General features: G+C 69.4%; 22 protein-coding genes and 2 pseudogenes. 12 read left to right on the forward strand and 12 right to left on the reverse strand.

Annotation, left to right across the window (positions count from 1 at the left end; translation table 11 throughout):
- Positions 1-107: 107 nt before the first annotated feature.
- Positions 108-398: a hypothetical protein gene (locus SSP08S_RS52935; protein WP_019075756.1), complete on the reverse strand. Its 291-nt coding sequence runs from the start codon at positions 396-398 to the stop codon at positions 108-110.
- A gap of 239 nt (positions 399-637) precedes the next feature.
- Between SSP08S_RS52935 and SSP08S_RS52940 the strand changes: the two genes are divergently transcribed.
- Positions 638-1,102, forward strand: a complete 465-nt coding sequence (locus SSP08S_RS52940) for an STAS domain-containing protein (RefSeq protein WP_245608147.1) — start codon at positions 638-640, stop codon at positions 1,100-1,102.
- 9 nt (positions 1,103-1,111) lie between these two features.
- On the opposite strand, the gene SSP08S_RS52945 is transcribed toward SSP08S_RS52940, so the two are convergent.
- Complete coding sequence (locus tag SSP08S_RS52945; protein ID WP_019075758.1) at positions 1,112-1,573, reverse strand: CBS domain-containing protein; 462 nt, start codon at positions 1,571-1,573, stop codon at positions 1,112-1,114.
- A gap of 284 nt (positions 1,574-1,857) precedes the next feature.
- Here SSP08S_RS52945 and SSP08S_RS52950 point away from each other — a divergent pair, with 284 nt between their 5' ends.
- Positions 1,858-2,766, forward strand: coding sequence for an alpha/beta fold hydrolase (locus tag SSP08S_RS52950; protein WP_019075759.1), 909 nt, complete (start codon positions 1,858-1,860; stop codon positions 2,764-2,766).
- A gap of 450 nt (positions 2,767-3,216) precedes the next feature.
- Here the strand turns inward: SSP08S_RS52950 and SSP08S_RS52955 are convergent, their stop codons facing one another.
- From SSP08S_RS52955 to SSP08S_RS52975, 6 genes and pseudogenes are all read right to left on the reverse strand, one after another.
- A complete protein-coding gene (locus SSP08S_RS52955) occupies positions 3,217-4,167 on the reverse strand; it encodes a sigma-70 family RNA polymerase sigma factor (RefSeq protein WP_019075760.1) in 951 nt (316 codons plus the stop codon).
- A gap of 10 nt (positions 4,168-4,177) precedes the next feature.
- Entirely contained in the window at positions 4,178-5,380 is a 1,203-nt protein-coding gene (locus SSP08S_RS52960; RefSeq protein WP_019075761.1) for an NAD(P)/FAD-dependent oxidoreductase, read from the reverse strand.
- Positions 5,381-5,886: 506 nt separating this feature from the next.
- A pseudogene (locus tag SSP08S_RS64855) lies at positions 5,887-6,318 on the reverse strand (hypothetical protein).
- On the reverse strand, positions 6,209-6,541 hold the full coding sequence (locus SSP08S_RS52965; protein WP_019075762.1) for a hypothetical protein: 333 nt from the start codon (positions 6,539-6,541) through the stop codon (positions 6,209-6,211). The pseudogene SSP08S_RS64855 and the gene SSP08S_RS52965 overlap by 110 nt, the downstream one beginning before the upstream one ends.
- A gap of 151 nt (positions 6,542-6,692) precedes the next feature.
- Positions 6,693-7,343: a fasciclin domain-containing protein gene (locus tag SSP08S_RS52970; RefSeq protein ID WP_019075763.1), complete on the reverse strand. Its 651-nt coding sequence runs from the start codon at positions 7,341-7,343 to the stop codon at positions 6,693-6,695.
- A gap of 71 nt (positions 7,344-7,414) precedes the next feature.
- Entirely contained in the window at positions 7,415-9,031 is a 1,617-nt protein-coding gene (locus SSP08S_RS52975) for a molybdopterin-dependent oxidoreductase (RefSeq protein ID WP_019075764.1), read from the reverse strand.
- A 203-nt stretch (positions 9,032-9,234) separates the two neighbouring features.
- Here SSP08S_RS52975 and SSP08S_RS52980 point away from each other — a divergent pair, with 203 nt between their 5' ends.
- Positions 9,235-9,648: an ATP-binding protein gene (locus tag SSP08S_RS52980; RefSeq protein ID WP_019075765.1), complete on the forward strand. Its 414-nt coding sequence runs from the start codon at positions 9,235-9,237 to the stop codon at positions 9,646-9,648.
- A gap of 41 nt (positions 9,649-9,689) precedes the next feature.
- On the opposite strand, the gene SSP08S_RS52985 is transcribed toward SSP08S_RS52980, so the two are convergent.
- The gene (locus SSP08S_RS52985) at positions 9,690-10,442 is read right to left on the reverse strand and encodes an anti-sigma factor (RefSeq protein WP_019075766.1); all 753 of its coding nucleotides are present in this window, start codon (positions 10,440-10,442) and stop codon (positions 9,690-9,692) included.
- Positions 10,439-11,023: a sigma-70 family RNA polymerase sigma factor gene (locus SSP08S_RS52990; protein WP_026179595.1), complete on the reverse strand. Its 585-nt coding sequence runs from the start codon at positions 11,021-11,023 to the stop codon at positions 10,439-10,441. The genes SSP08S_RS52985 and SSP08S_RS52990 overlap by 4 nt, the downstream gene beginning before the upstream one ends.
- A gap of 180 nt (positions 11,024-11,203) precedes the next feature.
- Between SSP08S_RS52990 and SSP08S_RS52995 the strand changes: the two genes are divergently transcribed.
- Together SSP08S_RS52995 and SSP08S_RS58650 are read left to right on the forward strand one after the other, a co-directional pair.
- Positions 11,204-11,707, forward strand: a complete 504-nt coding sequence (locus SSP08S_RS52995) for an effector-associated constant component EACC1 (RefSeq protein WP_019075768.1) — start codon at positions 11,204-11,206, stop codon at positions 11,705-11,707.
- The gene (locus tag SSP08S_RS58650; RefSeq protein ID WP_158697352.1) at positions 11,691-15,068 is read left to right on the forward strand and encodes a WD40 repeat domain-containing protein; all 3,378 of its coding nucleotides are present in this window, start codon (positions 11,691-11,693) and stop codon (positions 15,066-15,068) included. The genes SSP08S_RS52995 and SSP08S_RS58650 overlap by 17 nt, the downstream gene beginning before the upstream one ends.
- 1,358 nt (positions 15,069-16,426) lie before the next feature.
- Here SSP08S_RS58650 and SSP08S_RS53015 read toward each other — a convergent pair.
- Both SSP08S_RS53015 and SSP08S_RS53020 read right to left on the reverse strand, forming a co-directional pair.
- Positions 16,427-16,597 carry a hypothetical protein gene (locus SSP08S_RS53015; RefSeq protein ID WP_158697353.1) on the reverse strand — a complete coding sequence of 57 codons (171 nt, stop codon included), beginning with the start codon at positions 16,595-16,597 and terminating at the stop codon, positions 16,427-16,429.
- 467 nt (positions 16,598-17,064) lie between these two features.
- Positions 17,065-17,757 (reverse strand): TetR/AcrR family transcriptional regulator, encoded by a 693-nt coding sequence (locus tag SSP08S_RS53020; RefSeq protein ID WP_019075773.1) that lies wholly within the window; start codon positions 17,755-17,757, stop codon positions 17,065-17,067.
- Positions 17,758-18,594: 837 nt separating this feature from the next.
- Between SSP08S_RS53020 and SSP08S_RS62315 the strand changes: the two genes are divergently transcribed.
- The 7 genes and pseudogenes from SSP08S_RS62315 to SSP08S_RS64715 all read left to right on the forward strand — a co-directional run bounded on the left by SSP08S_RS62315 (position 18,595) and on the right by SSP08S_RS64715 (position 26,596).
- Positions 18,595-19,230, forward strand: coding sequence for a tetratricopeptide repeat protein (locus SSP08S_RS62315; RefSeq protein ID WP_439654611.1), 636 nt, complete (start codon positions 18,595-18,597; stop codon positions 19,228-19,230).
- 266 nt (positions 19,231-19,496) lie between these two features.
- A pseudogene (locus tag SSP08S_RS64860) lies at positions 19,497-19,676 on the forward strand (ATP-binding protein); the annotation flags it as partial.
- Positions 19,677-20,142: 466 nt separating this feature from the next.
- Positions 20,143-22,587, forward strand: coding sequence for an MMPL family transporter (locus SSP08S_RS53040; protein ID WP_019075777.1), 2,445 nt, complete (start codon positions 20,143-20,145; stop codon positions 22,585-22,587).
- A gap of 138 nt (positions 22,588-22,725) precedes the next feature.
- Complete coding sequence (locus SSP08S_RS53045) at positions 22,726-24,033, forward strand: sensor histidine kinase (protein ID WP_019075778.1); 1,308 nt, start codon at positions 22,726-22,728, stop codon at positions 24,031-24,033.
- Positions 24,034-24,855: 822 nt separating this feature from the next.
- On the forward strand, positions 24,856-25,791 hold the full coding sequence (locus tag SSP08S_RS53050) for an SGNH/GDSL hydrolase family protein (RefSeq protein WP_019075779.1): 936 nt from the start codon (positions 24,856-24,858) through the stop codon (positions 25,789-25,791).
- 111 nt (positions 25,792-25,902) lie between these two features.
- Entirely contained in the window at positions 25,903-26,196 is a 294-nt protein-coding gene (locus SSP08S_RS64710) for a response regulator transcription factor (protein WP_369407128.1), read from the forward strand.
- 34 nt (positions 26,197-26,230) lie between these two features.
- On the forward strand, positions 26,231-26,596 hold the full coding sequence (locus SSP08S_RS64715) for a response regulator transcription factor (protein WP_019075780.1): 366 nt from the start codon (positions 26,231-26,233) through the stop codon (positions 26,594-26,596).
- Positions 26,597-26,669: the final 73 nt, after the last annotated feature.

A 26,669-nucleotide genomic window follows, 5' to 3' on the forward strand; every position in this document is an offset into this window, starting at 1 on the left:
GAGGCCCGCGCCGCCCAGGGCCACAGCGACGCGGTGGATCTTCTCGCTGATGATCAGGGCGTACGCACCGACGAACACGACGATCGCCGCCCAGCTGTGCCAGTCGTTCACGATCCTCCGCGGGGTCCAGAGACGGGTTCGGCGGTTGAGCCGGTCATGGGCTGTGGGGCGGGGTGCCGGGTGTCCGCACCGTCCGGGCAGCAGTCGCTGCGGAGTGCGAAGGCGTGGGCACGGGCAGCCGGGACCTCCGTCAGCCCCGGCGCGGGCGCGGGGTGCTTCAAGTCGGTGGGCGGCTTGGGCAGGAAGACCTGCATGCCGTCGGTGACCAGGAGTCCGCCGACGAGGAAGAGGAGGGAGGCGGAGAGCAGCGCGGCACCGGACATCATCACGAGCACCATGGCTTGCGCCCCCGATCGGAAGAGAGAGTGATCCCCTACTCGCCGACCAGGCTTCCCGGCACACCGTTGGGAACCATACAGGTCCTTGACGCTTCTTTAACAGCTCTTGATGAGCGAGGTCGGGGCCGGGATTCTGCCGGGTTCCGGCACAAAGGACCGCCACGCTCCCTGATCAGAGGGCCCTGTCGTCGGCCTCTCGAACGGCGGCCGAGGACGCCTACGCCTAGGGTGATGTTCAGGTGCGCCGGGAAGTCTGGTCGGCAGTGGCCGCCCCTGCCCTGGAGGCCCGGATGCCGGACTCGTCCCCCGCCCGTAGAACCCGCGCCCACAGCCGGCCGGCGGGATTGGGCAACCGTCTGCGGCATCCGTTCGGCCGTGGTGCCGGCAGCACGGTTTCGCACGCCGGCCATGTCGTCGTACGGCTCTCGGGAGACATCACCGTCAAGAACGCGCGGGACGTAGGAGCGAGGCTGCAGCAGGCCCTGCGGGCACCGCCCCGTGTCCTGGAGGTCGATCTGGCCCAGGTGACCTACCTCAGTCCTGATGGTGGCGCGGCCTTCTTCATGGCGCTGCTCTCAGCCCGGCCACACGGCACCCGGGTGATCGTCACCCACGCCGGTACCCAGTCACGGGCCACCCTCAACCAACTGGGTCTGCCCCGCGCCCTCGACCTCTACGAGGGCGACTGCCCGGACACCGCCTGACGCCGCCGGTCAGGCCGTAGCGGCGAGCAACCGTTCCAGCAGATGCGAGGCCGTGATCACACCGAGGAGCCGGCCACCGGCCGCGTCCTTCTCCACGACCGCCACCAGGGGGCTGCGTACCCGCGCCATCTGCGCGGCCACCTCCAGCGCGGTGTCGTCCGGAGCGGCGACCGGCGGCGCGGGCACGGTCTTCGACAGGCAGTCGCGGACCTTGCGGCCCTTGAGCGCCTGGCACAACCGGTCGGCGTGGTGTTCGTCGACCACGGCGGCGAGCGTCGGATCCTCGACCACGTACACCGGCACCAGGATCTTGACCATCTGCGAGGCGGGCAGGATCGCCTTCGGCGCACCCCGCTCGTCCACCACCAGCAGCGCCGGCAGCCGGTGCTCGGCCATCAGCCGCGCGGCGTCCATCGCATCGCTGTCGAGGCCGACCGTCTCGTACTCCACCGCCAAGTCACGCGCCCGCACGCCCGGCTCCCGTCTCACTCTCGAAGTCCCGACGGCCACCGTCATACGGATGATGCGGACACACTGCCGGGACGGCTCTTCGCACGATACAACCGGCCTGCCCGGCGGCCTACGACGCGGAGAGCAGGCCGGTCGGGGGGCACCGGCCGCGAACGGTGGCACGATGCGAAGGTGACTCTTTCCCGGGCAGGAAGCAGCTACCCCGACGCCGGCACACGGCCCGGATCCCGCAGTGCCTGCTCGTCCTCGGCCTCGCACGTCTCGGGGCGGAGCGAGGAGTCGCCGTGACGAACACCCGACGTCACGGCCTGGACGAACACCCCACAATGCTGGCCGAGTTGGCCGCCGGCCGCGTCGAGTACCGCTTCGACCGGCGCGGTCCGGTCACCGTCGTGGTCTTCTACGGCGGCCACATGCGCGCGGGGCTCTCGCTGGGCGAGGAGGTGCTCGCCGAAGCGGGATACTCGGTGCTCGTGCCGTCCCGCCCGGGGTATGGCCGTACGCCGGTCTCGACCGGGGAATCGGCCGCCGGGTTCGCCGATGTCACGGCCGCCCTCTGCGCACACCTGGGGATCACCGAAGTCGCCGCCGTGGTCGGCGTATCGGGAGGCGGACCCACCGCGGTGGCGATGGCGGCACGCCATCCCGCCCTGGTCCAAAGGCTGCTCCTGCAGAGCGCCGTAGGACCGCTGCCCTGGCCCGACCGCCGCACCCGCCTCGGCGCCCGGATCGTTTTCGCGCCGCACACCGAGCGCGTTTCCTGGTCGTTCGTTCACTCCCTCATGCGGTACGCACCCGACGCCGGCCTGCGGATACTGCTGCGCGACCTCACCGTCCTGCCCGTACGGGCTGTGGTGGCGAACCTCCGCCCGGAGGATCGGACGAGGTTGGTCGCACTGTTCTCGCGGATGCGGTCGGGGCGAGGATTCACACGCGATCTCAAGGAAGTTGCGGCACCCGAAGATCTGTTGCGTCATGCAGGCCGGGTCTCCCAGCCCGCCCTGGTGATCGCCACCCGCCAGGACGCGGCAGTGCGCTTCGTGCACGCCCAGGCACTCGCCGCCGCCCTCCCGCACGCCGAGCTGCTCGAAAGCCTGGCCGACAACCACCTCGTCTGGTTCGGCCGGGACTGGCCCTTGATCTCCGAACGGATCCACGCCTTTCTCGCGGAGGGTTCGTCGAGGACCTCTTAGCGTTGGACGACGATCTCTGTCCGGGCGGCAGAAGGCCGGCGAGGACGCACGCCGTCTCAACTCCACTCGGCGCGACGCCTGCTCCTCGGCGACCGTTCCGCGCAGTTCGCCCAATCGGGAGGCTCGCCTCGGATCCTGGTACGGGCACCCGTCGGCCCCGCTGCCGGTACTCGGCAGCGGGGCCGTCCGCCGTGCTCCCCTTGAGTCATCGTGCACGTCAGGGGTGCATCCGCGCATTGCCGGTTCCCGGCAGAGTTCACAAAGGTCTGGATGCCGACCGCCGCTAAGAAGCCGTCACCGGCGCGTCAAGGAGCGAAGGGGTGACGTGATGGGGCACGAAATACCCGGGCAGTACCTGAAACGGCCATACCCAGCTACTGGCGGACGTCGCCGCCACCGGCCGCTGGCGTCGGCCACGGACTTCTATGACCGACCTGATGGCCCGCCGTCTCACCGGCGAGGCCACCATCCCTCGATGACCGGTGCGTCGGGTTCGTACTGCCGCCAGCCCTCGTTGAGGCGCGCGAGCCGGTCCGCGGCGGCGATGCCGCGCAGGGACGCGATCTTGCCGTCGGCGACTTCGAACGCCACGGCGCCTACGACCCGGTCGTCGACCACGGCGAGGACGGCTGGGGAACCGTTGACCAGGGCGATATGCATTGCGGGCGAGCCGCCGGCCAGCCGCAGCTTCGCCGGCGTGGGCTTGAAGCCGGCCCGCACGTAAGAAGCCACCCGCTCGCGCGTCTCGTACCGCAACAGCCGCCCGGCGAGTCCGTAGCCGTCCGAGACCGCCGTCACGTCCTCGGTGAGCAGGGCCACCAGCCGATCCGTACGCCCCGACATCGCGGCGGCGAGGAATTCCTCGACGACCCGGCGGGCGGACGCGGGGTCGGCCTCGCCGCCGTGGCGGCGCTCGGCGGCGACCCGGATCCGGGCCCGGTGGACGTGCTGCTGGCTCGCGGACTCGCTGATGTCGAGGATCCCGGCGATCTCGGCGTGGCTGTAGGAGAAAGCCTCGCGCAGGACATAGACGGCCCGTTCGACCGGCGAGAGCCGCTCCATCAGGGTCAGGACGGCGAGGGACACCGATTCGCGCTGCTCGAAGGTGTCGGCCGGGCCGAGCATGGGATCGCCCTCAAGAAGCGGCTCGGGCAACCAGGCACCGGCCGCCCGCTCGTGGCGCGCCTGCGCCGAGCGGAGCCGGTCGAGGCAGAGATGGGTGACGACCTTGGTCAGCCACGCCTCCGGCACCACGACATGCTCGCGGTCTGCGGCCTGCCAGCGCAGGAACGTGTCCTGCACGGCGTCCTCGGCATCGGCGGCCGAGCCGAGCAGACGGTACGCGAGCGAGGCCAGCCGGCCCCGGCTGGCCTCGAACCGATCGATGGCCGCGCTGTCCATGCGAAGCAGCCTATGCAGCGGCCCTCGTACCGGCCCTTGCACCGGCCCGGTCAGGCGCACTGGCCAGGCGGCGCTCGCGCTTCGGCATGCCGAAGGTCGGGTGATCGATACCCCACCCGGCCCCCTTGAGCACGCCCGACTTGAGCCGCGCGGCAACCTTGCCGCCCAGGTACCAGGACTTCGACCGGCCGTCCCCGTCCACCATCTGGAAGATCGCGTCCCGCCGCCCGAGGCTGATGTGGTTGCCGTAGTACTTCAGGCCGATGGCCGGCACGTCACGGGCCGTCAGGCGCGCGATGATCGCAGCGGTCGCCTGCATGTTGGTGACACCGGCCGAGGCACACGACATGGGCAGCGGCCGGCCGTTCTCGCCGATCGCGTACGCGCAGTCACCGGCGGCGTAGACGTCCGGGTGGGAGACCGAGCGCATGGTGCGGTCGACGACGATCTGGCCGGTCCCGGCGACCTCCAGGCCGCTCGCGGCCGCGATGGGGTGCACGGCGAACCCGGCCGACCACACGGTCACGTCGGCCGGGACGGACGTACCGCCGACGGCGACCGCCCGGGTCGGCTCGACCGCTTCGATGCCGGTGTGCTCGTGGACGGTGATGCCGAGCCGGTCGAAGGCTTGGCGCAGGTGACGGCGGGCCTTCGGCGAGAGCCAGGCGCCCAACTCACCGCGGGCGGCGAGCGCGACCGAGAGGTCGGGCCGGGACTCGGCGAACTCGGTGGCGGTCTCGATGCCGGTCAGCCCCTCACCGACGACCAGCACCGCGGAGCGCGCGCCCAGGCCGGCCAGGCGCTCACGCAGACGCAGCGCCGAGGACAGGCCGGTCACATCGAAGGCGTACTCGGCCACGCCCGGGACGCCGTGGTCGGCCACGGAGCTGCCGAGCGCGTAGAGAAGCGTGTCGTACGCGAGCTCGCCATCGCCGTCCTCACCGGTCACGGCAACGGTTTTACGCCCTGGGTCGACGCCGGTGACGCGCGCCAGGCGCAGCCGTACCCCGGTGCCCTCGAACACGTCGGCGAGCTTGCGCAACGCGAGGTCCTGGCCGATCGCAAGCTGGTGGAGTCGCATCCGCTCGACGAAGTCGGGCACGGCGTTGACGACGGTGATCTCGACATCCGAGGGGGAAAGCCGGCGGGCCAGGTTCCCGGCGGCGAAGGCCCCGGCATATCCGGCACCGAGTACGACGATGCGGTGCTTCATGGCGTTGCTCCTGTCTCGTTCGCGTGCCCTTCGAACGAGACAGCACCCCAATTGCTGACAGGACCTGGGTGTGACGCGGGTCACTGGACCAAGACGGGCGACTGAGACGTCATCGTCATCGAGTAACGGCGCCATGCCGCAGACCCACTGGGTTTCCGACAAGACCTCTGAGCCGTCGTCTGTGTCCGGTCCCAGGGGTGTTCCCTCGTGGCGACTTTGCTCGACGCCGACAAGCCCAAGACCTACCGCTTCGCGAGCGGCTTCCCGGTCAACCGTCTCACCCTGGACGGCACTTGGACGGCACTTGGACGGCCGGGCACCAGTACTTCGCCGCAGGCGACAGCGCTTGTCTCCCCTTCACCGGCTCATCGACGAGAACACGGCCCGCACCACGCGTCTCGCACCCGGGCTCACCCCCGGCATCCAGGCGTACTCCTTCACCTTCGGGTGACTCCGGCCCGACTGCCCGCCCGCCAGGACGTTCCGACGCCTGGGACGGGCGCCGTTCATCCGGAGTGGTCGTGCTCCCGCTCCAGTTCGCGCGTGAGGTTGTGCAGGGTCCTGTCGATGTTGCGGACCTGGAACTGGGCGAAGGTCCTGGCCGGGGTGACGAGCCGGTCGAAAGCGTCGATCAGGAACGCCGGTCACGCGCGCCGGTCGTCGGTCCAGGTCTCCGTCACGCGCGTGCCCTCACCGGCCGGCTCGAAGCGGTACTCCCAGGTGGCGATCGGACCGCGCGGTAGCGGACGGGTACGCCCGATGGCGTGGACGCGGAACGCGAAATGGCACGCGACCGGAACAGGCCGGGGGTCGGGGACGTGACGGGGCTCAGAGCGAGAGCGCGGACCACGCCTGCCAGGCGCTCTGGAGATCGGTGTGCCAGTGCAGACGTCCGTCATCGGCCGTACGGGAGCGCAGTTGTTCCGGCGCCAGGATATGCACGGTGTGGGGTCCGTCCGGCCACGGTGGTCCCGGCAGGAACTCGTCCGTGGGACACCTGAGTTGACGTAGATCCAACCCGACCAACGTCGCGTCGGCGCATCGGGCGGTCAGCTCGGCGCGCAGGGTGGGGCCGGTGCTCGCGGTCAGTGTGCCTGCCACCGCGCACCACAGACGGGTGTTCGAGACGGCGAGGACGCGAACGCGGAAGAGTGCCGACATGTGCTGAGCTCCGTCATCTCTCATCGGTACGGCGGTGAGGGGACACAGCGGTGAGGGGCGGGGCAACTGCCCCGCCCCTCACCGTCTCCCCGTCACAGGAGTCGTACGGCCAGGCAGCTTGATGTCGGTGCCCGGCCCTGCTGGTGGTCCGTCAGCTGGTGGGCATCAGGACGGTGTCGATGATGTAGACGGTGGCGTTGGCGGTCTTGACGTTGCCGCAGACCACCTTGGCGGAGTCGTTGACCATGTAGTTGTCGCCCGAGCCGGAGGTGGTCAGCTTGGACTTCTCCAGGGTGTCGAAGGAGCCCTTCTCCAAGTCCTTCGGGGTGAGCTGCTGGCCGACGACGTGGTAGGTGAGGATCTTCGTCAGCTGCGCCTTGTCGGCCAGGACCTTGTCCAGGGTGGCCTTCGGGATCTTGGCGAAGGCGTCGTTGGTCGGCGCGAACACCGTGATGTTCTGGGCGTTGTTGAGGGTGTCGACCAGGCCGGCCTTCTTCACCGCGGCGACCAGCGTGGACAGCGCCGGGTTGTTGGAGGCGGCGGTGGCCACCGGGTCCTTGGCCATGCCGTCGAAGGAACCGGCACCGCTCTTCGGGACACCGGAACAGGCCGTACCGAAGGGCTGGTCGGACATCGTGGCGCCAGCGCCGGTCATGTCGTCGCTCGAAGCGCTGGCGGACGCCTTGGTGGAGGGGTCCGACTTCGCGGAGTCGCTGCCGCTGCTGCCGCAGGCGCTGAGGGCCAGCGGCAGCACGGCGGAGGCGGCGAGGACGACCGCGGTACGGCGGATACGAGTACTCATGGTGTTTCTCCTGCGGGTCGGTGCAGCCTGAGCTGCGGTGATACGGGGAAGGGGAAAAGTGGCTTGAGGGGTCAGTCGACGGTGACGACCACGGAGTGCCACCCGCTGGCGCCGTCGGGGATGGTGCGGGTGCGCTTGTCGGTCTGCACCCGGCCGGTGCGGTCGGTGGCGCGGACGGTGAGGGTGTGGCCGCCCTTGGCGGCCTGCCAGGGGAAGGACCACTGGCGCCAGGTGTCGCGGGTGTCCTCGGCGGCGAGCCGGGCCGCCTGCCAGGGGCCGTCGTCGACGCGGACCTCGACCTTGTCGATGCCGCGGTGCTGGGCCCAGGCGACCCCGGCGACCATCACCGTCCCGGTCTTCGGCCGGGCGAACGGCTTGGGGGTGTCGATGCGCGACTCGGTCTTGATCGGTGCCCGGCGCGCCCAGCCGCGCTTGACCCAGTAGGGGTCGTAGGAGGTGAAGGTGGTGAGTTCGATGTCCTTGATCCATTTACAGGCGGAGACGAAGCCGTACAGGCCGGGCACCACCATGCGGACCGGGAAGCCGTGCGCGAAGGGCAGCGGTTCACCGTTCATGCCGAGGGCGAGCAGCGCGTCGCGGCCGTCCATCACGTCCTCGACCGGGCTGCCGATCGTCATCCCGTCCACGGAACGGGCCACCAACTGGTCGGCGGGGCCGCCCTTCGACGGCGGCCTCACCCCGCACTCGGCCAGCAGATCGGACAGTCGTACGCCGATCCAGCGGGCGTTGCCGACGTAGGGGCCGCCGACTTCGTTCGACACGCAGGTGAGGGTGATGTCGCGTTCGATCAGCTCGCGCCGCAGCAGGTCGTCGAAGGTGAGGGTGACAGGCCGGGTGACGCCGTTGCCGTGGATGCGCAGTGCCCAGGTCGTGGCGTTGACCTTGGGCACCACGAGAGCGGTGTCCACGCGGTAGAAGTCACCGTTCGGTGTGGTGAAGGGACTGATCCCGGGAATCCGCAGCCCGGCACCCCTGGGAACGGCTGCGGCCGCGGAGGCGGGACGGGGCAGGACGACCCTGTTGCGTGAGGCGACCGCGCTCTGGCCGCTCGCGCTGTTCAGCGTCCGGCCCAGCACCCCCGCCCCGGCGGAAGCGGCGGCGACCGCCGTCGCCGCGATCACGAAGCCACGACGGTCCCAATCAGCTCCGGAAGACGCACCGCTCCGCTCGCCGTCCACCGGTTCCGGGCACGGCTCCCGTCGGGCGAGGCCGCCCACCAGGACGTAGAGCACCGCGGCTCCGGCGATCGCGCCCACCACGGAGGGCAGCGCGTCGGAGAGGCTTGTCGAATCCGGCCGACTGGTGGCCGATACCGCCCCGATAATTCCGAAGAGCAGAACACCGGCGGCACCGCTGCGCCGAAAACGCACCGCAGTAATTCCCAGCACGAGTGCGAAGAGCGCCAGCATCGCGAGAATTCCGAGCTGAAGAATCAACTTGTCATTGGTTCCGAAGTGCCGGATCGCCCAGTCCTTCACAGCGGCCGGGGTGCGGTCGATCGCCGCCCCGCCGACCGCCACGACCGGACCGGCCTGCGGACGCACCCCGGCCGACACCAGCTCAGCGACGCCGAGCGAGGCGAGGCCGGCCAGCACACCACTGCACGCACCCAGGGTCAGGCGCGCCCAGGTGAGGCGTTGTCGCGTCTGCTTCTCGTCGTCGGTCACATGGGGAATCCGGCTCCGAAAGCCCGGCGGATTGGCCGTCCGCCGGATCGGATGAATCTTTTTTCCGCACCAATCCGCGGCCTGACCGGCTACGGATATCTGGGTCGCGGGGATACGGACCCTCCAGGAATTCCATTCTCCGCACCCGTCCACCGCAGTGTGTGTGACGGATTACCTGCGGGAATGAAAGGAGCTGGTGTGTCATGGAACGCTCATATGTGAGCTTCGCTCCCGTACCGGAGAACGGACTGTGTCCCGTGCGCGGTGCCGTGCGCGACCAGTTGACACGCTGGGGGCACGGCGAACTCGCCGAGGACGCAGTACTCGTCGTCAGCGAGCTGCTCGGCAACGCCTTCGGGCACGGCACCACGCCGGTTCGGCTTTCGCTCGCTCTGCACGAACAGGCCGGTCACCAGTCGCTGCTGATCCAGGTCAGCGACACGAGCCCGGGGTTCGACACGAAGGCGGTCCGGGCAAGGTGGACGCGTCCGTCCTCGACCCTGAGCACCGGTGGCCGTGGGCTTCTGCTGGTCGAGGCGCTCTCCCGCTCGTGGGGTGACCGGCACCACCGCCGGGGCCACACGGTCTGGGCCGATCTGCCGCGAGGCATCGCCTGACGGCGGACCCGCCCCCCGCCCGACCCCGGGGCCGGGTCCGCTCAGGCGGGGAATCGTGTCAGGGCGAGCGGCGCGCTGGTGGGCTGTTTCGAGCCGCCCGTCGGTTCGACCGTGATTCCCATGCCCGAGGCTCCGTCCACCGCGCCCCGGAGCAGGACGGCCTGGTCGGCGCGGCCGGGGTTCATCAGGCCGGCCGAACGCATGATGCCATTGTCGTCGAACCAGAGTTGGTAGACCTTGCCGGAGGGCGGGTGGGCCATTCCGGAGACCGCGAAGACGGCCTGGTCCCGGCCGTGCGAGACGACCACCGTGCCGATCGCGCCCCCCGGCAGCACCACGGCCCGGGTCCGGGCGTCCGGCGCGGCGAGCACGGCGGCGACCTGCTCGCTCCCCCGCTCGGCCCGCTGCGCCTGCGCCAGTGCGTCCTCGGCCCGCTGGTGCTGCCATACGGCGGTCCCGCCGAGCGCGGCGGCAGCGGCGAGGCACGCGGCCAGCGCCCACCGCGACACCAGCCGGGCCCGCAGCGCCGCCCGCCCGGAACGGATCACCGGCGACGCGCCCGGCGCGTCCTGGCGTACGGCGGTGATCCGGCCCAACACCCGCCCGCGCATCTCCCGGTCGGGTTCCACAGACACGGCAAGGCCCAACCGGGCTGCCGTGGCGGACAGTTCGGCGGCCTCCTGGGCGCACGCCTCGCAGCCCGCGAGGTGCCGTTCGAACGCCTCGCGTTCGTCGTCGGGCAGCGCGTCCAGGGCGTAGGCACCGGTCAACAGGTGCAGGTCGTCGGTGATCACGCGGTCACTCCCAGGCAGTCGCGGAGCCGGATGAGGCCGTCCCTCAGCCGGGTTTTCACCGTGCCGAGCGGCAACGTGAGCGCCTCGGCGACCTGGCGGTAGGTCAGCCCCCGGTAGTAGGCGAGGGTGACGGCCTGGCGCTGGATCTCGGTCAGCGTGCGCAGACAGCGACGCACCTGCTCGCGCTCCAGCCGGGCCTCGACCTGCTCGGTGACCTCGTCGAACTCCGGCGTACGGGCGAGCAGCGCGGCCTTGTTGTCCCGGGCCGCCGCGGCCTCCACCGAGCGGACCCGGTCGATGGCGCGGCGGTGGGCCAGGGTGAGGATCCAGTTGATCGCCGTCCCCCTGTCGGAGCGGTAGCGCGGAGCGGTGCGCCACACCTCCACCAGGACCTCCTGAGCGACCTCCTCCGACTGCGCGTGGTCGCGCAGGACGGCCCGGGCGACCCCGAGAACCGGGCTCACGACGGCGTCGTAGACCGCGGCGAACGCCTTCTCGTCGCCCAGCGCGACCCGGCCCACCAGCTCCTGCAGATCTGGTTGCATCGAGGGATTTCCACCGATACTGATGGCTTCTTTCACAAGGATCCTTCGTGAGCGGGACATCTCCGGACGTAATCCGATCCTGAGGCACGGGGCGGATTGGTTCCGGAGCGCCACCGACCGGTTTCCCGGCGGGACGGCGTCGATGGCGGCTCCGCCGCGTGCTCCCGCACTGGGCAGGAAGTACGTGTACTTCCTGAGCGTGAGCCCGGAGTCCGAGTGGCCGAGCCACCGGGCCAGGGGGACGGCGCGATGGGCGACTGGTCTACCGGAACGCGGTTACCTGTTTTCACCGGTCTGCCCGACTGGGTTGAGTGGGGGCGCGGGGACGGGCAGCATTTCGGGATGGAGATGACGATTCAGGTCATGGCCGACACCCCGCAGGCCGAAGCCGGGGCCTTGAGACATCTGATGCGCAGGGATGGGCGGTTGCGGTCCACCGCGATCAGGACAGCCGACTCCCGGTCCAGCCCGGACGAGATGAGCACGCTCGGCGACCTGCTGCTGATCTCCTTCGGCGCAGGTGGTGTAGGCATCGTCGTCGTCGAGCAAGCACTGAGTTGGCTCCGGTCCCGCAAGCCGACCACGACGTTGGTCTTCCGCGTCGGCGGGATCGAGGTCGAAACGACGGCGCGCTCGGTCCAGGACACCGCTGAATTGGCACGGATGCTCAGCACATTGCACACCGCTCTGAGGGAGATCGAGAGTGACGAGGCTTCCTGACCCTGCGTTGTCGCGCGCTGTACTGATCGGGACGACGACCTACACGGCGGACGGGCTCACTGACCTCCCCGCCGTCGCGAACAATCTGGCCGACCTCAAGCACGCGCTCACCGCACCCGATCTGTGGGGCCTGCCGGAAGCACACTGCACGGTCCTGCAGGACGCCGACGAACCGGGCAGGGTCCACTGGGCTCTGCACCAGGCGGCCCAAGAGGCGCGAGACCTGCTGCTGTTCTACTACGCGGGCCACGGCCTCTTCTTCGACAACCAGTTGGCGTTGTGCCTGCCCTCGACCACTGCGGACAACGCGTACTTCGCCGCCGTGCACTACGAAACGGTCCGACGGGCCGTCAGCGAGCGCCAAGCCCTGCACACCCTCACCGTCCTGGACTGCTGCTACAGCGGACTGGCACACACTCAGAGCGATGTTGCGTCAGCGCTGGCCCCCATGCTCGATCAGACAAAGGGTTTCACCTTCACCTCCTCCGCCGGCAACGCCGTCTCGCTCGCGCCGAGCGGGCGCCGAAACACCGCCTTCACCGAGGAACTACTGACGACGATCACCCTGGGGGTGCCCTCGTCCTCGGAGCTCCTGTCGATGCGGGACATCGCCACGGCCGTCCGTGAAGGGCTCCTGGCCCGCAGGATGCCCCAGCCGACCACCGGCCAGGTCAACAGCGGAGACCAGTTGAACCTCGTGCGCAACCGCGCCTGGACACCCACGGACTGCTTGCCGGCCCCGCCCAACCCGCTCCTTGACCTGGACACGCTGCCGCCCGGGGAACGCCGACGGGCACTGGCGGATGCCCTCCGCCATCTGGTGCAGGCCACCCCATTGTTCGAACCGCTCCTTCAGGCCCTGTCCCTCGCTCCCGAGGCAGGCGTCACGGTCACCGACCGGGTGCTGGCAGTCATGGGAGGTGCTGTCGCCGGCACCGCCCCCGCCGACCAACTCGCCATCTCGGACTTCCTCAGCCGTGCCGCGCCCCTGCTGGAGGAGGCCGACCGGTACGGGCAGAAGCATGTGCGCCTGCGATACCCCGAGGCACGCGGGCTCACGAGAGTCGAAACCGCGTCCGTCGAACGCCTGCACCTACGGATCGTCGACGCTCTCATAGACCTCGCGGAGACGTCACCGGGCGCGGCCCTCAATCCGTATGTCTCGCACGAGCTGGGGTACCACTGCCTGCTCGCCGGGGAGGCAGCCTGGCAACGCCTGGCCGACCACGAGAATGTGCTCGACGGTCTCGACCCGGCCGCCACCGGCCGCTACGCCTGGCGAGCCCTCAGCATCGCGGGCCAACGGCTGCCCGCCGACATCCTCGGTCTGCTGGGCACCTGGCACGACACCTGCCCTCCGGCCGACCGGCGAGCGCTTCGTCGCGTGGCCATGGCCCGGCACAACGGCACCCGTACCTTTCCCACCGCACCCTTTGGCGAGACGTGGCAAGTGCCCATGGCGCGGCTCCTCGCCGAACCCGTGGAATTCGGCCTCCTGCCCGGCAAGGATCTGCACTGTCTTACGGTGCTGCGCTGCGACGACACCCGGGCGCTGCTGGCCACAGGGGGCACCGATGGCGCCATCCGCCTCTTCGACCCGTTCTCCGGCGTCGTCGACCCGAAGGTGCTGCGCGGTCACGAAGGGCTGGTCACCGCCATCTGCACGGTCCGCACGGACCGGGGCCTGCGGGCGGCATCCGCCGGCTTCGACGGCACGGTCCGGCTGTGGGACCTGGACAGCGGCACCCAGGTCGGAGATCCGATGCGGGGACACACCAGCGAGGTACTCGCGGTCCACCCACTGCCCGCGCACCCCGGGCGGGACCGACTGTGCTCGGTAGGCGACGACTCGACGGTCAGGTTCTGGGATCCGGACACGGGAACCGAGTGGCAGCCGCCGTTCACGCTGTGGTCATACCCCAACACGACCTGCCGCTTAGTCCTGCCCAACGGCCAAGTCCTGCTCGCCGTCGGCGACTTGGAGGGCGAGCTGCGATTGTGGGACACAGGCACGGGTCACTACACCGCCCAGCTGGCCGGGCACACGGACGAGATCCGGTCGCTGACCGCAATGCCCACCCCCGAGGGCCCCCCGCTACTCGTCTCGTCCTCGGACGACGGAACCGTGCGCTGCTGGGACCCGGTCACCGGCAGCCCGGCAAGCCGCCTTCTGGAGGGCGGCGAGGATCTCGACGGGCTGTGCCCCCTGCCCACTTCGGCAGGCACGGCACTCCTGGCGGGGTGTGAGGTGACCGGCTCCGTGCGCTTCTACGACCTGGCCAACCGCCGTCTTCTTCGCACCCTCGGCGCCGGCCCGGGTGGTGTGGAGGCGGCCGGCGTTGTCGGCCTCTCCGACCCGGGCGGATCGCCTTTGCTCGTCGTCGCCGGCGAGGGCGGCATCCGCTTGATCCACGATCCCCTCGCGGCCCAGCAGGGCAACAGCCGTACCCGCGACATCGGTGCGACGTGTGCCACCGCGCTGCCCACCACTTCCGGGCCCCCGCTCCTGGCTACCGGGAACCTCGGCGGAACGGTGCGATCGTGGGACAGCCTGACCGGCAACTCTGTCGGCCCCGAACTGGCCTGGGAGTTCAAGCAACGCATCGAACTCCTGCGGACCCACCGGCGACCCGACGGTGTTCTTCTGTTGGCCGTGGGCCACCGCGACGGTGTCGTCCGCTTCTGGGACGCCGCCGAGGGCGAGCCCCTCGGTCGGTTCGCCGAGATCCCTGACGACGCCGTGCTGTGGGGCATGTGCTTCATCACCGACGCCCAGGGCCGTCTGCTCCTAGCCACGAGCGACAGCTCCGGTCACATCCGATTGTGGAACGCCCCCGAGGGAACACCGGCGGGACCCGCCATCGAGGCGGACAAGCAACCGGTGGACGCCGTGTGTTCGTGGACCGGGCCCCATTCTGCGCCCCGGCTCATCAGCAGCACTCGCAAGGGGCATCTGAAGGTGTGGAACCCGGACACCGGCTCCTGCCTGGCCACATATCAGACGGGCAAGGAGGTGTCGGACCTGGCTGCCTTCCGGCTCGCCGACGGACGGGAGGTGGTGGCCGTACTCAACGAGACCGGCGAAAGCCTCCTGCTCTGGGACCCCGCCACCGCCAGTCAAATCGGCCCCGCCGCCACCGGCCGGTTCGAGCGGCCGGTCTGCCCCGTCACATCGGTGGACGGCCGGGCACTCCTCGCGGTGCGCGGAAAGGAGGGCCTCCACCTGTTCGACACGCGGACCATGACCCCAGTGCGCCCGCCTCTCAACCTTCCCTTCGACGGCTGGAACATGGCCGCAGTCGGAGACAACATCGCTGTGGTCGGCGAGAGCGGCATGGTGCTGCTCTCGCCTCCCGCCTGAGCACTCCCGACCACCGTTCGAACTCGCCGACATGTGAGCGACCGAATTCTCCGACGGCCCAACTGAGACGGCACCTGATCTTCGTGTCGCAAAAAGTCAGTTCGTCTTCCGCGACGGGCGCGAGGTTACGGCTTTGCCGCGCAATGAGGCTGGCCGTTTTCCGTCGAACGACCAGAGACCGCCGCGAGCCTGGCGGTAACGCGAGGTGAAGGGTGCCCATCACATCTTGCGTACCGGCGCAGCATCATCCCCGGACGCCCATGGGCGGCTCTCTGGGGAGAATCTGGGGAGTACGGGCGGCGTTGGGGAGCGCCTGGGGAGAATCAGCTGTATAACGCGGCATGCCACTGAAAGGCACAGAAAGAGTCATCCGCGCAGGCCAGAGACGACCTGAACCGCATCACCGCAGGTCAGCGCCCCCAGGTAGACGACTTCAAGAAGATCTCTTCATCCTCCCGGCTTCGCGCATCACGCCCGGTCCTAAGCGGGGCCCTCTCCAACTCCGGCTTCGCCCAGTTCACGACCAAGATCCAGACCATGTACGGGCCAGAGCCTGCCACCATGACCCTCAAGGGCCGGATGACCGAACTCCCCATCGTGCGGCTGGACGGCCGACCCGCCTACGTGAGCACCTACGCGGTCGCCCCCGGGAACATCCCGTAGGAACAGAGGAGCGGGCAACGCGCCAACCGTCCCGTCTTCCGGGCGTACGGCTCCGACGGCAAGGTGCTGGCAGAGATGTCGTCATTCTGAGCAGAGTCCGCCCCGGCCGGACATGCCCGTGTGGCCCCGGGCGGGCCTGGCCGGATCCACACGGGCGGGCCTCTCACAAATGCCACAACATCCCGGGTTTCTCGCACACCGGTTCGTCCACCGGTGGGGCGGGACGTGCCCGAGCCGAACGGTCCGCGGCACACCCCGTACTCCCTGCACACCCGCTTCCCCCGCCGGGCCATGCGGCACCCTCGAGCGGATCCACCGTGCCGCCCGGACACAGACGGACACGACGCGCGACACCGCCTGGTTTACGCGGTCGACTCCACCGGCGTACAGACCCGCCGACACACCGCCCAAGCCCACGAAGACGACTCCGCCCCGCGCCGCCCAGATCTCCCACAGTTGTCGGCGGCGTGCCCGGTGTGCCGCCAGGGCCGGGGCCGAGCACAAGTCCCAGCAGCGTCGTCGCGAACGCAACATGCCAGCACGCCCGGAACACGCGACTGGGGCCGGACCCCGGCACCACGGCCAGCGGTACCGGTTGCGGAATCCATCCGACCTCCTGTCGCGAGCGAGCCACACTCACACGGCGACGACTGCCATGGACAGGTGCATTGCGGTCAGAAACGAGGCACCCGCGATCACCGTCCCTTCACGGGGTGGACGACGCCGATGACGGAATCGCCCACCTGCGCCGCAGCAGCCGCGCACAGGATGAACGAGCTGGCGGAACCCGACCACGCGAGGAGCGCGACCAGGGCCCGCCACCCCTGGGGTACTCCTCTGGTCGTGAAGGTCCGGGTGAGGATCATCAGGTCGAGTGTCTTCCGGCGGCCGGGTCCGTCCCTCGCGCAGCCGCCTGTCACTGACCCGCTCCGGACCCTGCGGGCTGCATCGCAAGCACCTGCGCCTGCTGCGGCCCGGACGGACGACCCACCCTTCCGGCGGTGGCGCCGTGGCATGCTGCGCATCACCGGAACGAAGTCCAGCGAACGGCTGCGCCACGGTCGGCGCCCAGCAGCACTTCCCTCAGAGCGCTCACGAACGCCCGCACCCCGACCACCGTCAAGCGTGCGTACCTGCGTGCCCAGGCAGACCATCCGGCGGTCCAAACCCGCACCCGACGCAGAGGCCCTCCAACTGGACCCGGCGCCGTGCCGCTGCGGGATCCCCCGTCGCCTCCACGAACGCCGACACGGCGACTTATGCCCTTCCGCATTCCGCCACCGGCGCAGCCGCCGCCACTGCCAAGCCCCACTCTCCGGGGAAACGAGGTGCTTCAGTCCGCGGACGTCTCCAGCGGTGCCGGCGGGGCCGTCACCCTCTTGGCGAGGACCTCGCGCATGAGGTCCTCGACTTCCTCGAACTCCCGCCCTGGGGCCGCGAAGCCGCGGAAGAGTGTCTTGCAGTACTCACGGGAAAGGGACTCCGCATCCCACTCGCCGTCGAGTCTGACCCATTGGTAGGTGTGGTTGTGCATGTTGAGGAACTGGAGCGTGGCCAGCCTCGGGTCCAGCTCGCGGAACGAACCGTCCTCCATCGCGAGCACGAGAAGCCCCTGCACAATGTCCTCGAACTCCCGGCGCTGGCCCAGCAGCCGGGCCAGGTTGGCGCCGTCCAGGTTGCGGTAGTCATGCTCGTAGACCCAGACGTGATCGAGCCTGGCCAGGATGTTCTCCACAAGTGTCTGCGACAGCATCCGCAGCTTCAGGACCGGGTCGGCCTCCACGTCCGCGATCCGGCGCGCGGAGGCCAGCAGGGGGCTCATGACCCGGTCCTGGATCTCGACAAGAAGGTTCTCCTTCGAGCCGATGTAGTAGTACAAGGCACCCTTCGCCAGTCCGACCACGGTGCCCAGCTCAACAATGCCGGTCGCCGCGTACCCCTTCCGCGCGAACAGCGCCGCCGCCTTGTCGATGATGTCCTGTCGCCTGACCTCATAGTCCGGACCGTGTCCTGGTGGTCTCCCCATAACGCGCCACCCTAAGCCGTCCCGCCAACGACCGCCCCCGCCGACATGATCATGGGCCCAGCCCGTCGAACTCGGACTCACCAGACACCAGACCCACCGGACCCGACAACGCACATCCCGCGGCCACAAAAAGATCAGCCCGACGACAGCCTGTACTCCCCTCTCCCCAAACTGTCAGACATCAACAGCGTTACGGATCCGCTGCCCCGGCCAGCCTCATCACGGCCTTCACCATGACGGGTATCACGGTGCGCGCCGCCAGCTGCATCGTCCCCAAGCCGCAAACCGCATTGCCGCGCTCGATCACTCGATCACGACAGTCCCTGAGGGCTGATACGCCGAGGGCTTGTCCTCAGACTGATGCGGCGTCACCAGGACTCCCTGAAGGACCTCGACCACGTTCTTTCGCAAGCGCCAGGCAACGCCCAGGCACTGGTTCAACGCGGTTTGAGGTTCGAAGCGCTCGCCGATTTCGACCAGGCCGCGGTACGGCGTCCGGATTCCGCGTGGTGCTCCTCGAACGAGCCACATGCCGCTTCGACGCCGACCAGCCCAACGAGGGGCTCCACGACATCCGGCACGCACTCGCACCCGACCCCGACAAAGCCCATGTGCACGCCAACCATGGCTTCCTGCTCTGCAGACTCGGGCACGCTGCGGAGACAATCGAGGCCTTCGACCGCGCGCTGGAATCCGATCCGACGTTCGTGTGGGCGCTGACCTGGCGGAGGTGGGCGTACTGCCGGCTGAGCCAGGGCGACGCCGCTCTGGACGACCTCAATCGGGCCGTGGATACGGAGCCCGACGACTCATGGCCGGCCGCCGCCGGGGGGATGGGTGTACTGGGGATCCGGCCGCTACGCGGAAGCATTACCCAACCTGCAACGCGCTGTGCTGTTGAATCCCACCTACGCATGGGCCAGGAGCGGCCTCGCGCTCACACAGCTGTGCCAAGGCCGCCCAGAAGAAGACCGCGCAGCCTTCGGCCATGCCATACGAGCCTGGAGTAGGAATGCCCCCTACACCGAGGAACTGGCCGACAGGGCCTTCGACTTCCTTGAGTGGCACCACCGGCGCGACGACGAAGTCCTGCGGGAGGCCGCACGCCACCCATCCGCCTGGCTCGGTCAGAACCGATGGGACGGCATCCACCACATCGTGCTGCCGCTCCTGGCCACAGGCGGTCTGTCCCTCCTACGCGACAGCGTGGCACTGCTTCGTTACACCAGATCCGTCATCCGCGCCCACCCCGACACCGGACCACGCTACGGCGGTTCAATCGTCGGTCTGGTGGACGCGGTCGTCCGTGAGCTACCAGAGACACAGAGCGGCGAGCACGCCGGATGGACAACGGCCATCTCTGTACCCGAGTTCGTGCCGACAGTCGTCCAGAAGCCTCAGAGGGCGGGGAAACAGCCGCCGAGAGTACCGGCACAGGCCGAGGGTGCCGAGGTGCCGGTTGTCACTGGATGACCTGCGCGACCGGCCAGTTCGCCTCCCTCGCCGCCGAGTCGATGTCCTGCCCGCCCTGCTCAAACACCGCGTCATCTACGAACCGACACACGGACAAGCTGCCCGATCAAGAACGCACACCTTGACCGAACAGACAAGACCATCCCTCTGAACAATCACCAGCTCACCGGCAGCTCCCGCACGCCGTGGACCGCTCGTCCTTCGAACGCGTACTCCTCCGGGGCGGGACCGGTCAGGCGCGTCCGTAGGCCAACGGGTCTCCCCGCTACAGACTCGGCACCTATCTGCGGCCGAGCGTCCCCGTGGTCGACGAGGTGGGCTACCAGCCCCTCGAACGCGCCGAGGCCAACCTGGTCTTCCAGGTGATCTCCAAGCGTTACGAGAAGGGCTCGATCATCCCGACCTCGAACAAGACCTTCAGTGAATGGACCAAAACCTTCACCGACCTCAGGCTCTACGGCGTCGGCGCTGCGGGTGAGCGTCAACCCGACAGGAACATGGGGTGTGTACCCAACATGCCCATCCGGCATCGCCTCGTGCTGTCAAAGACCGGAACGGCGGACGAGGTTCACTCGCCAACGCGACGTGGGTGCTCTCGCCATGCGGTGCCCTGAGGCGTTCTCGGTCAGAGGCGCAGCTGGGCCCCGGCGGCCTCTTCCAAGCGGGCGAGCGGTTCCAGGCCCTGGGTGTCGTGCATGTTCACGCCGGAGATACCGCGGCGACCTCGTCGAGGACGCCCGGGCGAAGTCGGTCCCGGACGCCGTCCGAAGTCACTGGTACTGCGGTACTAGCGAGTTCCGCCGGATTCCGTTCCGCCGTACCGGATGATCGCCCGGTGCCGCTCCTACGTTGAGATCGCGGGTCAGTCAGGCCCAGCTCACCCAATGATCTCTTCTCTTGGTGGGAGTAATCGTGGCCACCTTCCTCTATCGGCTCGGCCGGCTGGCGTTCCGGCAACGACGCGTCGTCGTGATGCTGTGGATCGCCGCCCTGGCCGCCCTCGGCATCGGCGCCATGAGTGCGCCCGGCACATCCTCCGGGGCCCTGAGCGTTCCGGGCACGCAATCGCAGAGGGCGATCGACCTGCTGCAGAAGGAGTTCCCGCAGGCCTCCGCCGACGGCGCCACCGCGCGTGTGGTGTTCGAGGCGCCGCGCAGGCAGAAGCTCACGTCCGCCGCCAACAAGGCCGAGGTCGAGTCCCTGGTGGCGAAACTGGAGAAGTCGCCGCAGGTGTCGGGCGTCACCGATCCCTTCACCAGCGGCCTGGTCAGCAGGTCCGGCACCATCGCCTACGCCCAGGTGTCCTACAAGGTCGCCCAGGGCGACGTCAGCGGCGCCGCCCATGCCGTCCAGACCGACGTCGTCCAGCAGGGCGAGAAGGCGGGACTGAAGGTGAGCCTGGGCGGCAACGCCGTCAAGGACAAGGCCGCGAGCAAGGCGGCCGAGCTGATCGGCGTCGGCGTCGCCGCCGTCGTCCTGGTGATCACCTTCGGCTCGCTGATCGCGGCCGGACTGCCGTTGCTCACCGCGATCCTCGGAGTGGCCGCGGCCGTTCTGTCGATCACGCTCGCCACGCATTTCTTCGACCTGGCCTCGGCGTCCACGACCCTGGCACTGATGCTGGGCCTTGCCGTCGCCATCGACTACGCCCTGTTCATCGTCTCGCGCTACCGCAACGAGATCCGCGACGGCCACGAACCCGAGGAAGCCTGCGGACGTGCGCTGGGCACCGCCGGATCCGCGGTGGTCTTCGCCGGACTGACCGTGATCGTCGCGCTGAGCGGTCTGACCGTCATCGGCATCGACACGCTCACCGCCATGGGCCTGGCCTCCGCCTTCGCGGTCGCCGTCGCCGTCGTCATCGCACTGACCCTGCTGCCCGCCGTCCTCGGCTTCGCAGGCCCGCGGATCATGAAGGGCAAGTTGCACACCCGCCGCATGAAGGCGCTGGAGCGCGGCGAGGGCGAGTCGATGGGCGTGCGCTGGGCAAAGTTCGTCACCCGCAACCCGGTCAAGGTGCTCGCCGTCTCGGTGGCCGGCCTGGCCCTGCTGGCCATCCCCGCGATGTCCCTGAAGATGGCCCTGAACGACGACTCCATGAAGCCCCCCGGCAGCACCCAGCGCGTCGCCTACGAGACCCTCAGCAAGGGCTTCGGACCGGGCTTCAACGGACCGCTCACCGTGGTCGTCGACGCCCGGGACAGCAAGAATCCCAAGGCAGCCGCCGAGGACGCGTACACCATGCTGAGCAAGCTGGACGATGTCGCCGCCGTCCGTCCCGCCTCCTTCAACGAGGCCGGCGACGTGGCCCTGCTCGGCGCCGTCCCCAAGAGCGCCCCCACCAGCGAGGCAACCAAGAACCTGGTCAACGAGATCCGCGGCCACGGCGCCGTCCTGCACCGGGACACCGGCGCCGAACTGATGGTCACCGGCCTGACCGCCGTCAACATCGATGTCAGCGCCAAGCTCTCCGACGCCCTCATCCCCTACCTGGCCATCGTCGTGGGCCTGGCCCTGGTCCTGCTCCTGCTGGTCTTCCGGTCGATCGTGATCCCGCTCAAGGCCGCTCTGGGCTTCCTCTTCAGCGTGGTCTCGACCCTCGGTGTCCTGGTCGCGGTCTTCCAGTGGGGCTGGCTGAAGGATCTCTTCGGCATCGACCAGACCGGACCCATCGTCAGCCTGCTGCCCATCCTGCTGGTCGGCGTCGTGTTCGGACTCGCCATGGACTACGAGGTCTTTCTCGTCTCCCGGATGCGAGAGGAGTACGTCCACGGCGCCGAGCCCACCCAGGCCATCGTGCAGGGTTTCCGGCACAGCGGCCGGGTGGTCACCGCCGCCGCGATCATCATGGTCTCCGTCTTCTCCGGATTCCTCCTCGACGACGCCGTTCTTATCAAGTCGATCGGCCTCGGGCTCGCCGCCGCCGTGTTCATCGACGCCTTCGTCGTCCGGATGACCATCGTCCCTGCAGTGATGGCCCTGCTCGGCCACCGCTCCTGGGCCCTGCCGACGTGGCTGGACCTCATCCTGCCGAACGTGGACGTCGAGGGCGAGAAACTGCGCCACGCGCTCGAAGCCGAGCAACCGGACTCCGCGCCCGTACCCGCCGGTGTCGCCGCCGGGGCCCACGCGGGCCCGGACGGCCACAGCGCCTCCCGTGCCTTCACCGGTGTCCGCCCTTCCGGCGCCACGGACACTCCGGCCCCTGCCCAGCAGGCCTCCGGGAAGGCGCGAGGACTGACCAGGCTCAAGCAGCGCCTCGCACGAGGCGACGAAGCCACCACCCCTGCCGACTCGACGGAGTCGCAGGCACCGGTACGCAAGAAGCTGCTGAAGAACCCGATCCGCAGAAGTTGACGAGAGCGAGCCACAGCACCGGCGTCCCGCACGGCTCCTGACATGGAGGCCGACTCTCCACGGCCGTCTCCCCTGTCCCGCCCGTCGGTCCGATCCCCCCGGGCCGGCGGGCGGCCCGACTTCGCGAAGGGTCTCCCCGTGACCGCACCGAGCGCCCCCCTTCCCGCCCCACACCCGGACGAGCGCCAGTTCCTTCTGGCCCTGACGAACGATCCCGAGCAACGAGTGATCGTCTCGGTCGTCTCCCGGCTCGCCTCGTGGCGGCGAGCCGACCAGATCCGTCCCTGGGTCCGACGGTGGGGGATCCCGGTGTTCTGCTTCGCAGTCGGCAGCGACGCCTACACCAATCCCCACAACGTCAGCGACCCCCAACTGCCGATCATCCTCGCCTTCTGCATCCCGCTGCTGTGGCGGGAACGACGCCCCATGCTGGTGTTCGCCCTCACCACGGCCGTTTCCATCGTGTCTCTTCCCCTGGGCGTGCTGACGGGCGCCGAATTCGCCCGGGCAGTCGCCCTCTTCAATGTCGGCCGTCACTGCACCCCGCGCCAACTGGCGGTCGCCACCGGCGTCACTCTCGTACAACTCGTCGCATGGGCCTACTTCTTCTGGCGCGGCCAGCAACTGGAGTACGTCACACGACCGGAGCCCGTGACGTTGATGGTGATGGTCGCCGTGGTGGCCTTCGCGGCACTCGGCCTGCTCCTGCGACTGGCCTACGCCTACATCGACACCCTGAAGAAGCAACGCGACCAACAGGCCTGTCTCGCCACCGCACAGGAACGCGCCCGCCTCTCGCGCGAGATGCACGACATCCTCGGCCACACCCTCGCCGTCGTCGTCAGCCTCGCCGACGGCGCCGCCGGCCTCACCGAGGCCAAGCCCGAACGCGGCGCGCAGGCGCTGCGCATCATCAGCGCCAGTGGCCGCGACGCCCTGGCCGAGCTGCGCCGCCTGCTCGCCGTCATCGGTGACGACCGCGAAGGTCAGGGCCGGTCGCACGACGTACTGCTCGATCCACAGCCCGGCCTCGCCGACCTCGACGCGCTGCTCGACCGGGTCCGCGCCGCCGGCCCCACCGTCGCCCTGTACGCCCACGGCGACCTCACCAGCCTGGCCACCGGGATCCAGTTGTCCGCGTACCGCATCATCCAGGAGGCCCTGACCAACACCGTCAAGTACGCCGCCTCCAACACGTCGGTCCACGTCTCCATCGCCGTCGACCCCGGTGTCGTACGCATCACCGTGGAGGACACCGGCCCGCTCCGCACCCACGCACGCCGTGGCGGGACGGGCAGCGGCCGGGGCCTGGTGGGTATGCGCGAGCGCGCCGCCCTGTACCGGGGCGAGGTCACCGCCGGACCCAACCGTGAGGGCGGCTGGACCGTTCACGCCCTCCTCGTTCCCGACGCATCTGTCGGCTCCTTGGAGAAACGCCCCGTTTGACACTTTCTTCCTGGCCGAAGCGCCAAGCCCTGCCGCGGCTTGGCGTTTCAGCATGACGCCAGGGCCCCGGCGCAGCCACACCGTCCTTGCAAGGCCGCGGACACCGGCGCACAAGTCGGCACACCCCGAACGCCGCCCCGACACCGTCCTGACAGACGTCCGCATGCCCGGCATGGACGGAATCGAGACCACTCCGCACATCGTCAACTCCTTTGGGGTTCCCAGCGTTTGATGCGACCGGACGCGCATTGCACCGGTACGCCGACGACACGCTGCGGACCGGAGCCAGTGGGTTCCGGCTCGCGGACACCCTCCCGGGCGCACTCATGGCGGGATCAGGGCGGTCACCGGCGGCGTGGTGATCGCACCCTCCGTGCCGTGACGCCTGCCGGAAACCCGCACAGCGCGGCTCGTCTCGCGCGAGGTCGAACTCCGACCCACATTTGACCGGCCTGCCTGGCGCGAGCGCGACGTCCTGGCCGATGGCGCCGCCTGGCCGGATCGGCGTGCGGCCCGTGACCTGGAACTCGCCCGGCCGGCCGCGGCCGTGCCTCGCCGCAAGTCGACGTGCCTCCCTACCTCAGTACTACTCGGCCCTGCCGTATTCGGTCCCTCGGTGCCAAGGGCAAGCGCGTTTTGGCGCCTAGTTTGACGACAGGTTCACATACGCCCTCGTCCCCGCCGTGATCCGGGCAAACCTTCCCCCTCTCCCGGTCGGCTCTGCCGGTCCCGCGCAGGGCACCGCCGCCCATCGCCCGCAGTGCCCTGCGCAGCGGTGGCCGCCCAGCAGTTGGTCATCTGTGACGACGACAGGAGAAACCCATGGGACCGTATGCACGCACAGGTCTGGCCGGGATCGTGAGCTGCGGTGTTCTGCTCACCGTCGTCCTCGTCGCACGGCCGGACGGCAACCGCGAAAGCTCCGTGAGCGAGCGACCGCAGCCGGGACCCTACGTCGCTCTCGGCGACTCCTACACCACCGGTCCGAAGATCCCCCGACAGTCCGGAAGTCCGGCCGGATGCGACCGCTCCGACCACAACTATCCCGCGGTGGTGGCTCGCCAACTCGGCGTCCCGGCTGCCGACTTCCGTGACATCAGCTGCAGCGGCGCCACGATCACGGACCTCACCGCGCCGCAGAAGACGTCCAACGGCACCAACCCCGCCCAGTTCTCGGCCCTTTCGAAGCGGACGCAGCTGGTCACCCTCGGCATGGGCGGCAACGACATCGGGTTCGGCTCGACGGTCACGAAATGCGTCACGATGGGGGCGATGTACCGCGCGATCGGCAGCGGCCGCCTCTTCTCCGACAACGCTCCCTGCAAGAAGCAGTACGCCGGCGGCGGCACCGACGAAGTGGCACAGAAGATCCAGGCAACCGGCCGAAAGCTCTCCGCTGCGCTGGCCGAGATCGAACGTCGTGCGCCGAAAGCCCATGTCTACGTCGTCGGCTATCCGGCGATCCTGCCCGCCGAAGCCAAAGGCTGCGGCAAGGAGTTGCCCCTCGCGCCCGGTGACGCGACCTACCTGCACAACAAGGAGAAGCAGCTCAACACCATGCTGCGCGAACAGAGCGAGACCGCCGGAGCCACATACGTCGACACCTACTCCCCGTCCCTCGGCCACGACGCCTGCTCCGCGGAGAAGACCCGCTGGATAGAGCCCCTCCAGCCCAGCAGCCCAGCAGCCGCCGTCCACCCGAACGCGCACGGCGAGAAAGGCATGGCCGACGCCGTGCTCCGTGCGATCGGCACCTGAACGCCCGCAGGAGACAGGAACTTCCAGCCTCCGGAGGCCGGCCCGTCCGAACTGTCCCACCCCACCGCGCTCGTCGCCGGTATCCCTCCCCACAGGAAGAACCCCGGCACCATGCCCACCGTTCTCATCGTCGACGACCAGACACTGCAGCGCCTCAGCTACCGCCTCCTGCTGGACTCCGAGCCGGACCTGAGCCCGGTCGGCGAGGCGGCCGGCGGTGCCGAAGCGGTCCGCATGACCAACGCCCTCCGCCCGGACGTCGTCCTCATGCACATCCTCGAACCCACCAGGGACTCGATCGACACCGTCCGCCGCATCGCGCGCGAGGGCCGGCTCCAATGTTCTGGTCCTTGCCCCCGCCGGATTCCACGAATACGCGTGGTCCACGCTTCGGGCAGGCGCTGACGCACTGCTTCCGGAAAACGCCGCCCCGCACGAATTGACCGCCGCCATCCGCGCGATCGCGGCCGGGGGCGCCGTCATCCCCTCGAACCTCACCCATCGGCTCATCGACATCGTCCGACAACGGTCACCTGCCTCCACGTCCCTTCCGGTGCAGCGGCTCGGCACGCTCACGAACCGTGAGCGCCAGGTTCTTGGCGCCCTGGCCTTCGGCCGGAGCACCACCGAGATCGCCGAACACCTGTCCATCGCCCCGGCCACCGCCAAGTCCCATGCCTGCCGCGTCCTCGTCAAGATCGGCGCCCGCAGCCGCGTACAGGCCGTTGCCTTCGCCTACGAGGCGGGCCTGACCGCGCCGCAGTCCATTCGCTCGGCGCGTCCCCCGCCCGGCCGCGCGGACTGACCCTGCGGCGCCGACTGTGGACCGCTCCCAGCGGCCGTGAAGAGGACTACTGATCTCTTCGGGTTGTTGTCGA

The organism is Streptomyces hokutonensis (assembly GCF_000376565.1).
Taxonomy (GTDB): domain Bacteria; phylum Actinomycetota; class Actinomycetes; order Streptomycetales; family Streptomycetaceae; genus Streptomyces; species Streptomyces hokutonensis.

Coding starts and splice junctions, on each gene's coding strand:
- SSP08S_RS53015 (WP_158697353.1), bottom strand. CDS start 16,597: ATGATCCTCACCCGGACCTTCACGACCAGAGGAGTACCCCAGGGGTGG.
- SSP08S_RS53050 (WP_019075779.1), top strand. CDS start 24,856: ATGGGACCGTATGCACGCACAGGTCTGGCCGGGATCGTGAGCTGCGGT.
- SSP08S_RS52960 (WP_019075761.1), bottom strand. CDS start 5,380: ATGAAGCACCGCATCGTCGTACTCGGTGCCGGATATGCCGGGGCCTTC.
- SSP08S_RS52965 (WP_019075762.1), bottom strand. CDS start 6,541: ATGTCGGCACTCTTCCGCGTTCGCGTCCTCGCCGTCTCGAACACCCGT.
- SSP08S_RS52935 (WP_019075756.1), bottom strand. CDS start 398: ATGGTGCTCGTGATGATGTCCGGTGCCGCGCTGCTCTCCGCCTCCCTC.
- SSP08S_RS52970 (WP_019075763.1), bottom strand. CDS start 7,343: ATGAGTACTCGTATCCGCCGTACCGCGGTCGTCCTCGCCGCCTCCGCC.
- SSP08S_RS52955 (WP_019075760.1), bottom strand. CDS start 4,167: ATGGACAGCGCGGCCATCGATCGGTTCGAGGCCAGCCGGGGCCGGCTG.
- SSP08S_RS52980 (WP_019075765.1), top strand. CDS start 9,235: ATGGAACGCTCATATGTGAGCTTCGCTCCCGTACCGGAGAACGGACTG.
- SSP08S_RS64710 (WP_369407128.1), top strand. CDS start 25,903: ATGCCCACCGTTCTCATCGTCGACGACCAGACACTGCAGCGCCTCAGC.
- SSP08S_RS53020 (WP_019075773.1), bottom strand. CDS start 17,757: ATGGGGAGACCACCAGGACACGGTCCGGACTATGAGGTCAGGCGACAG.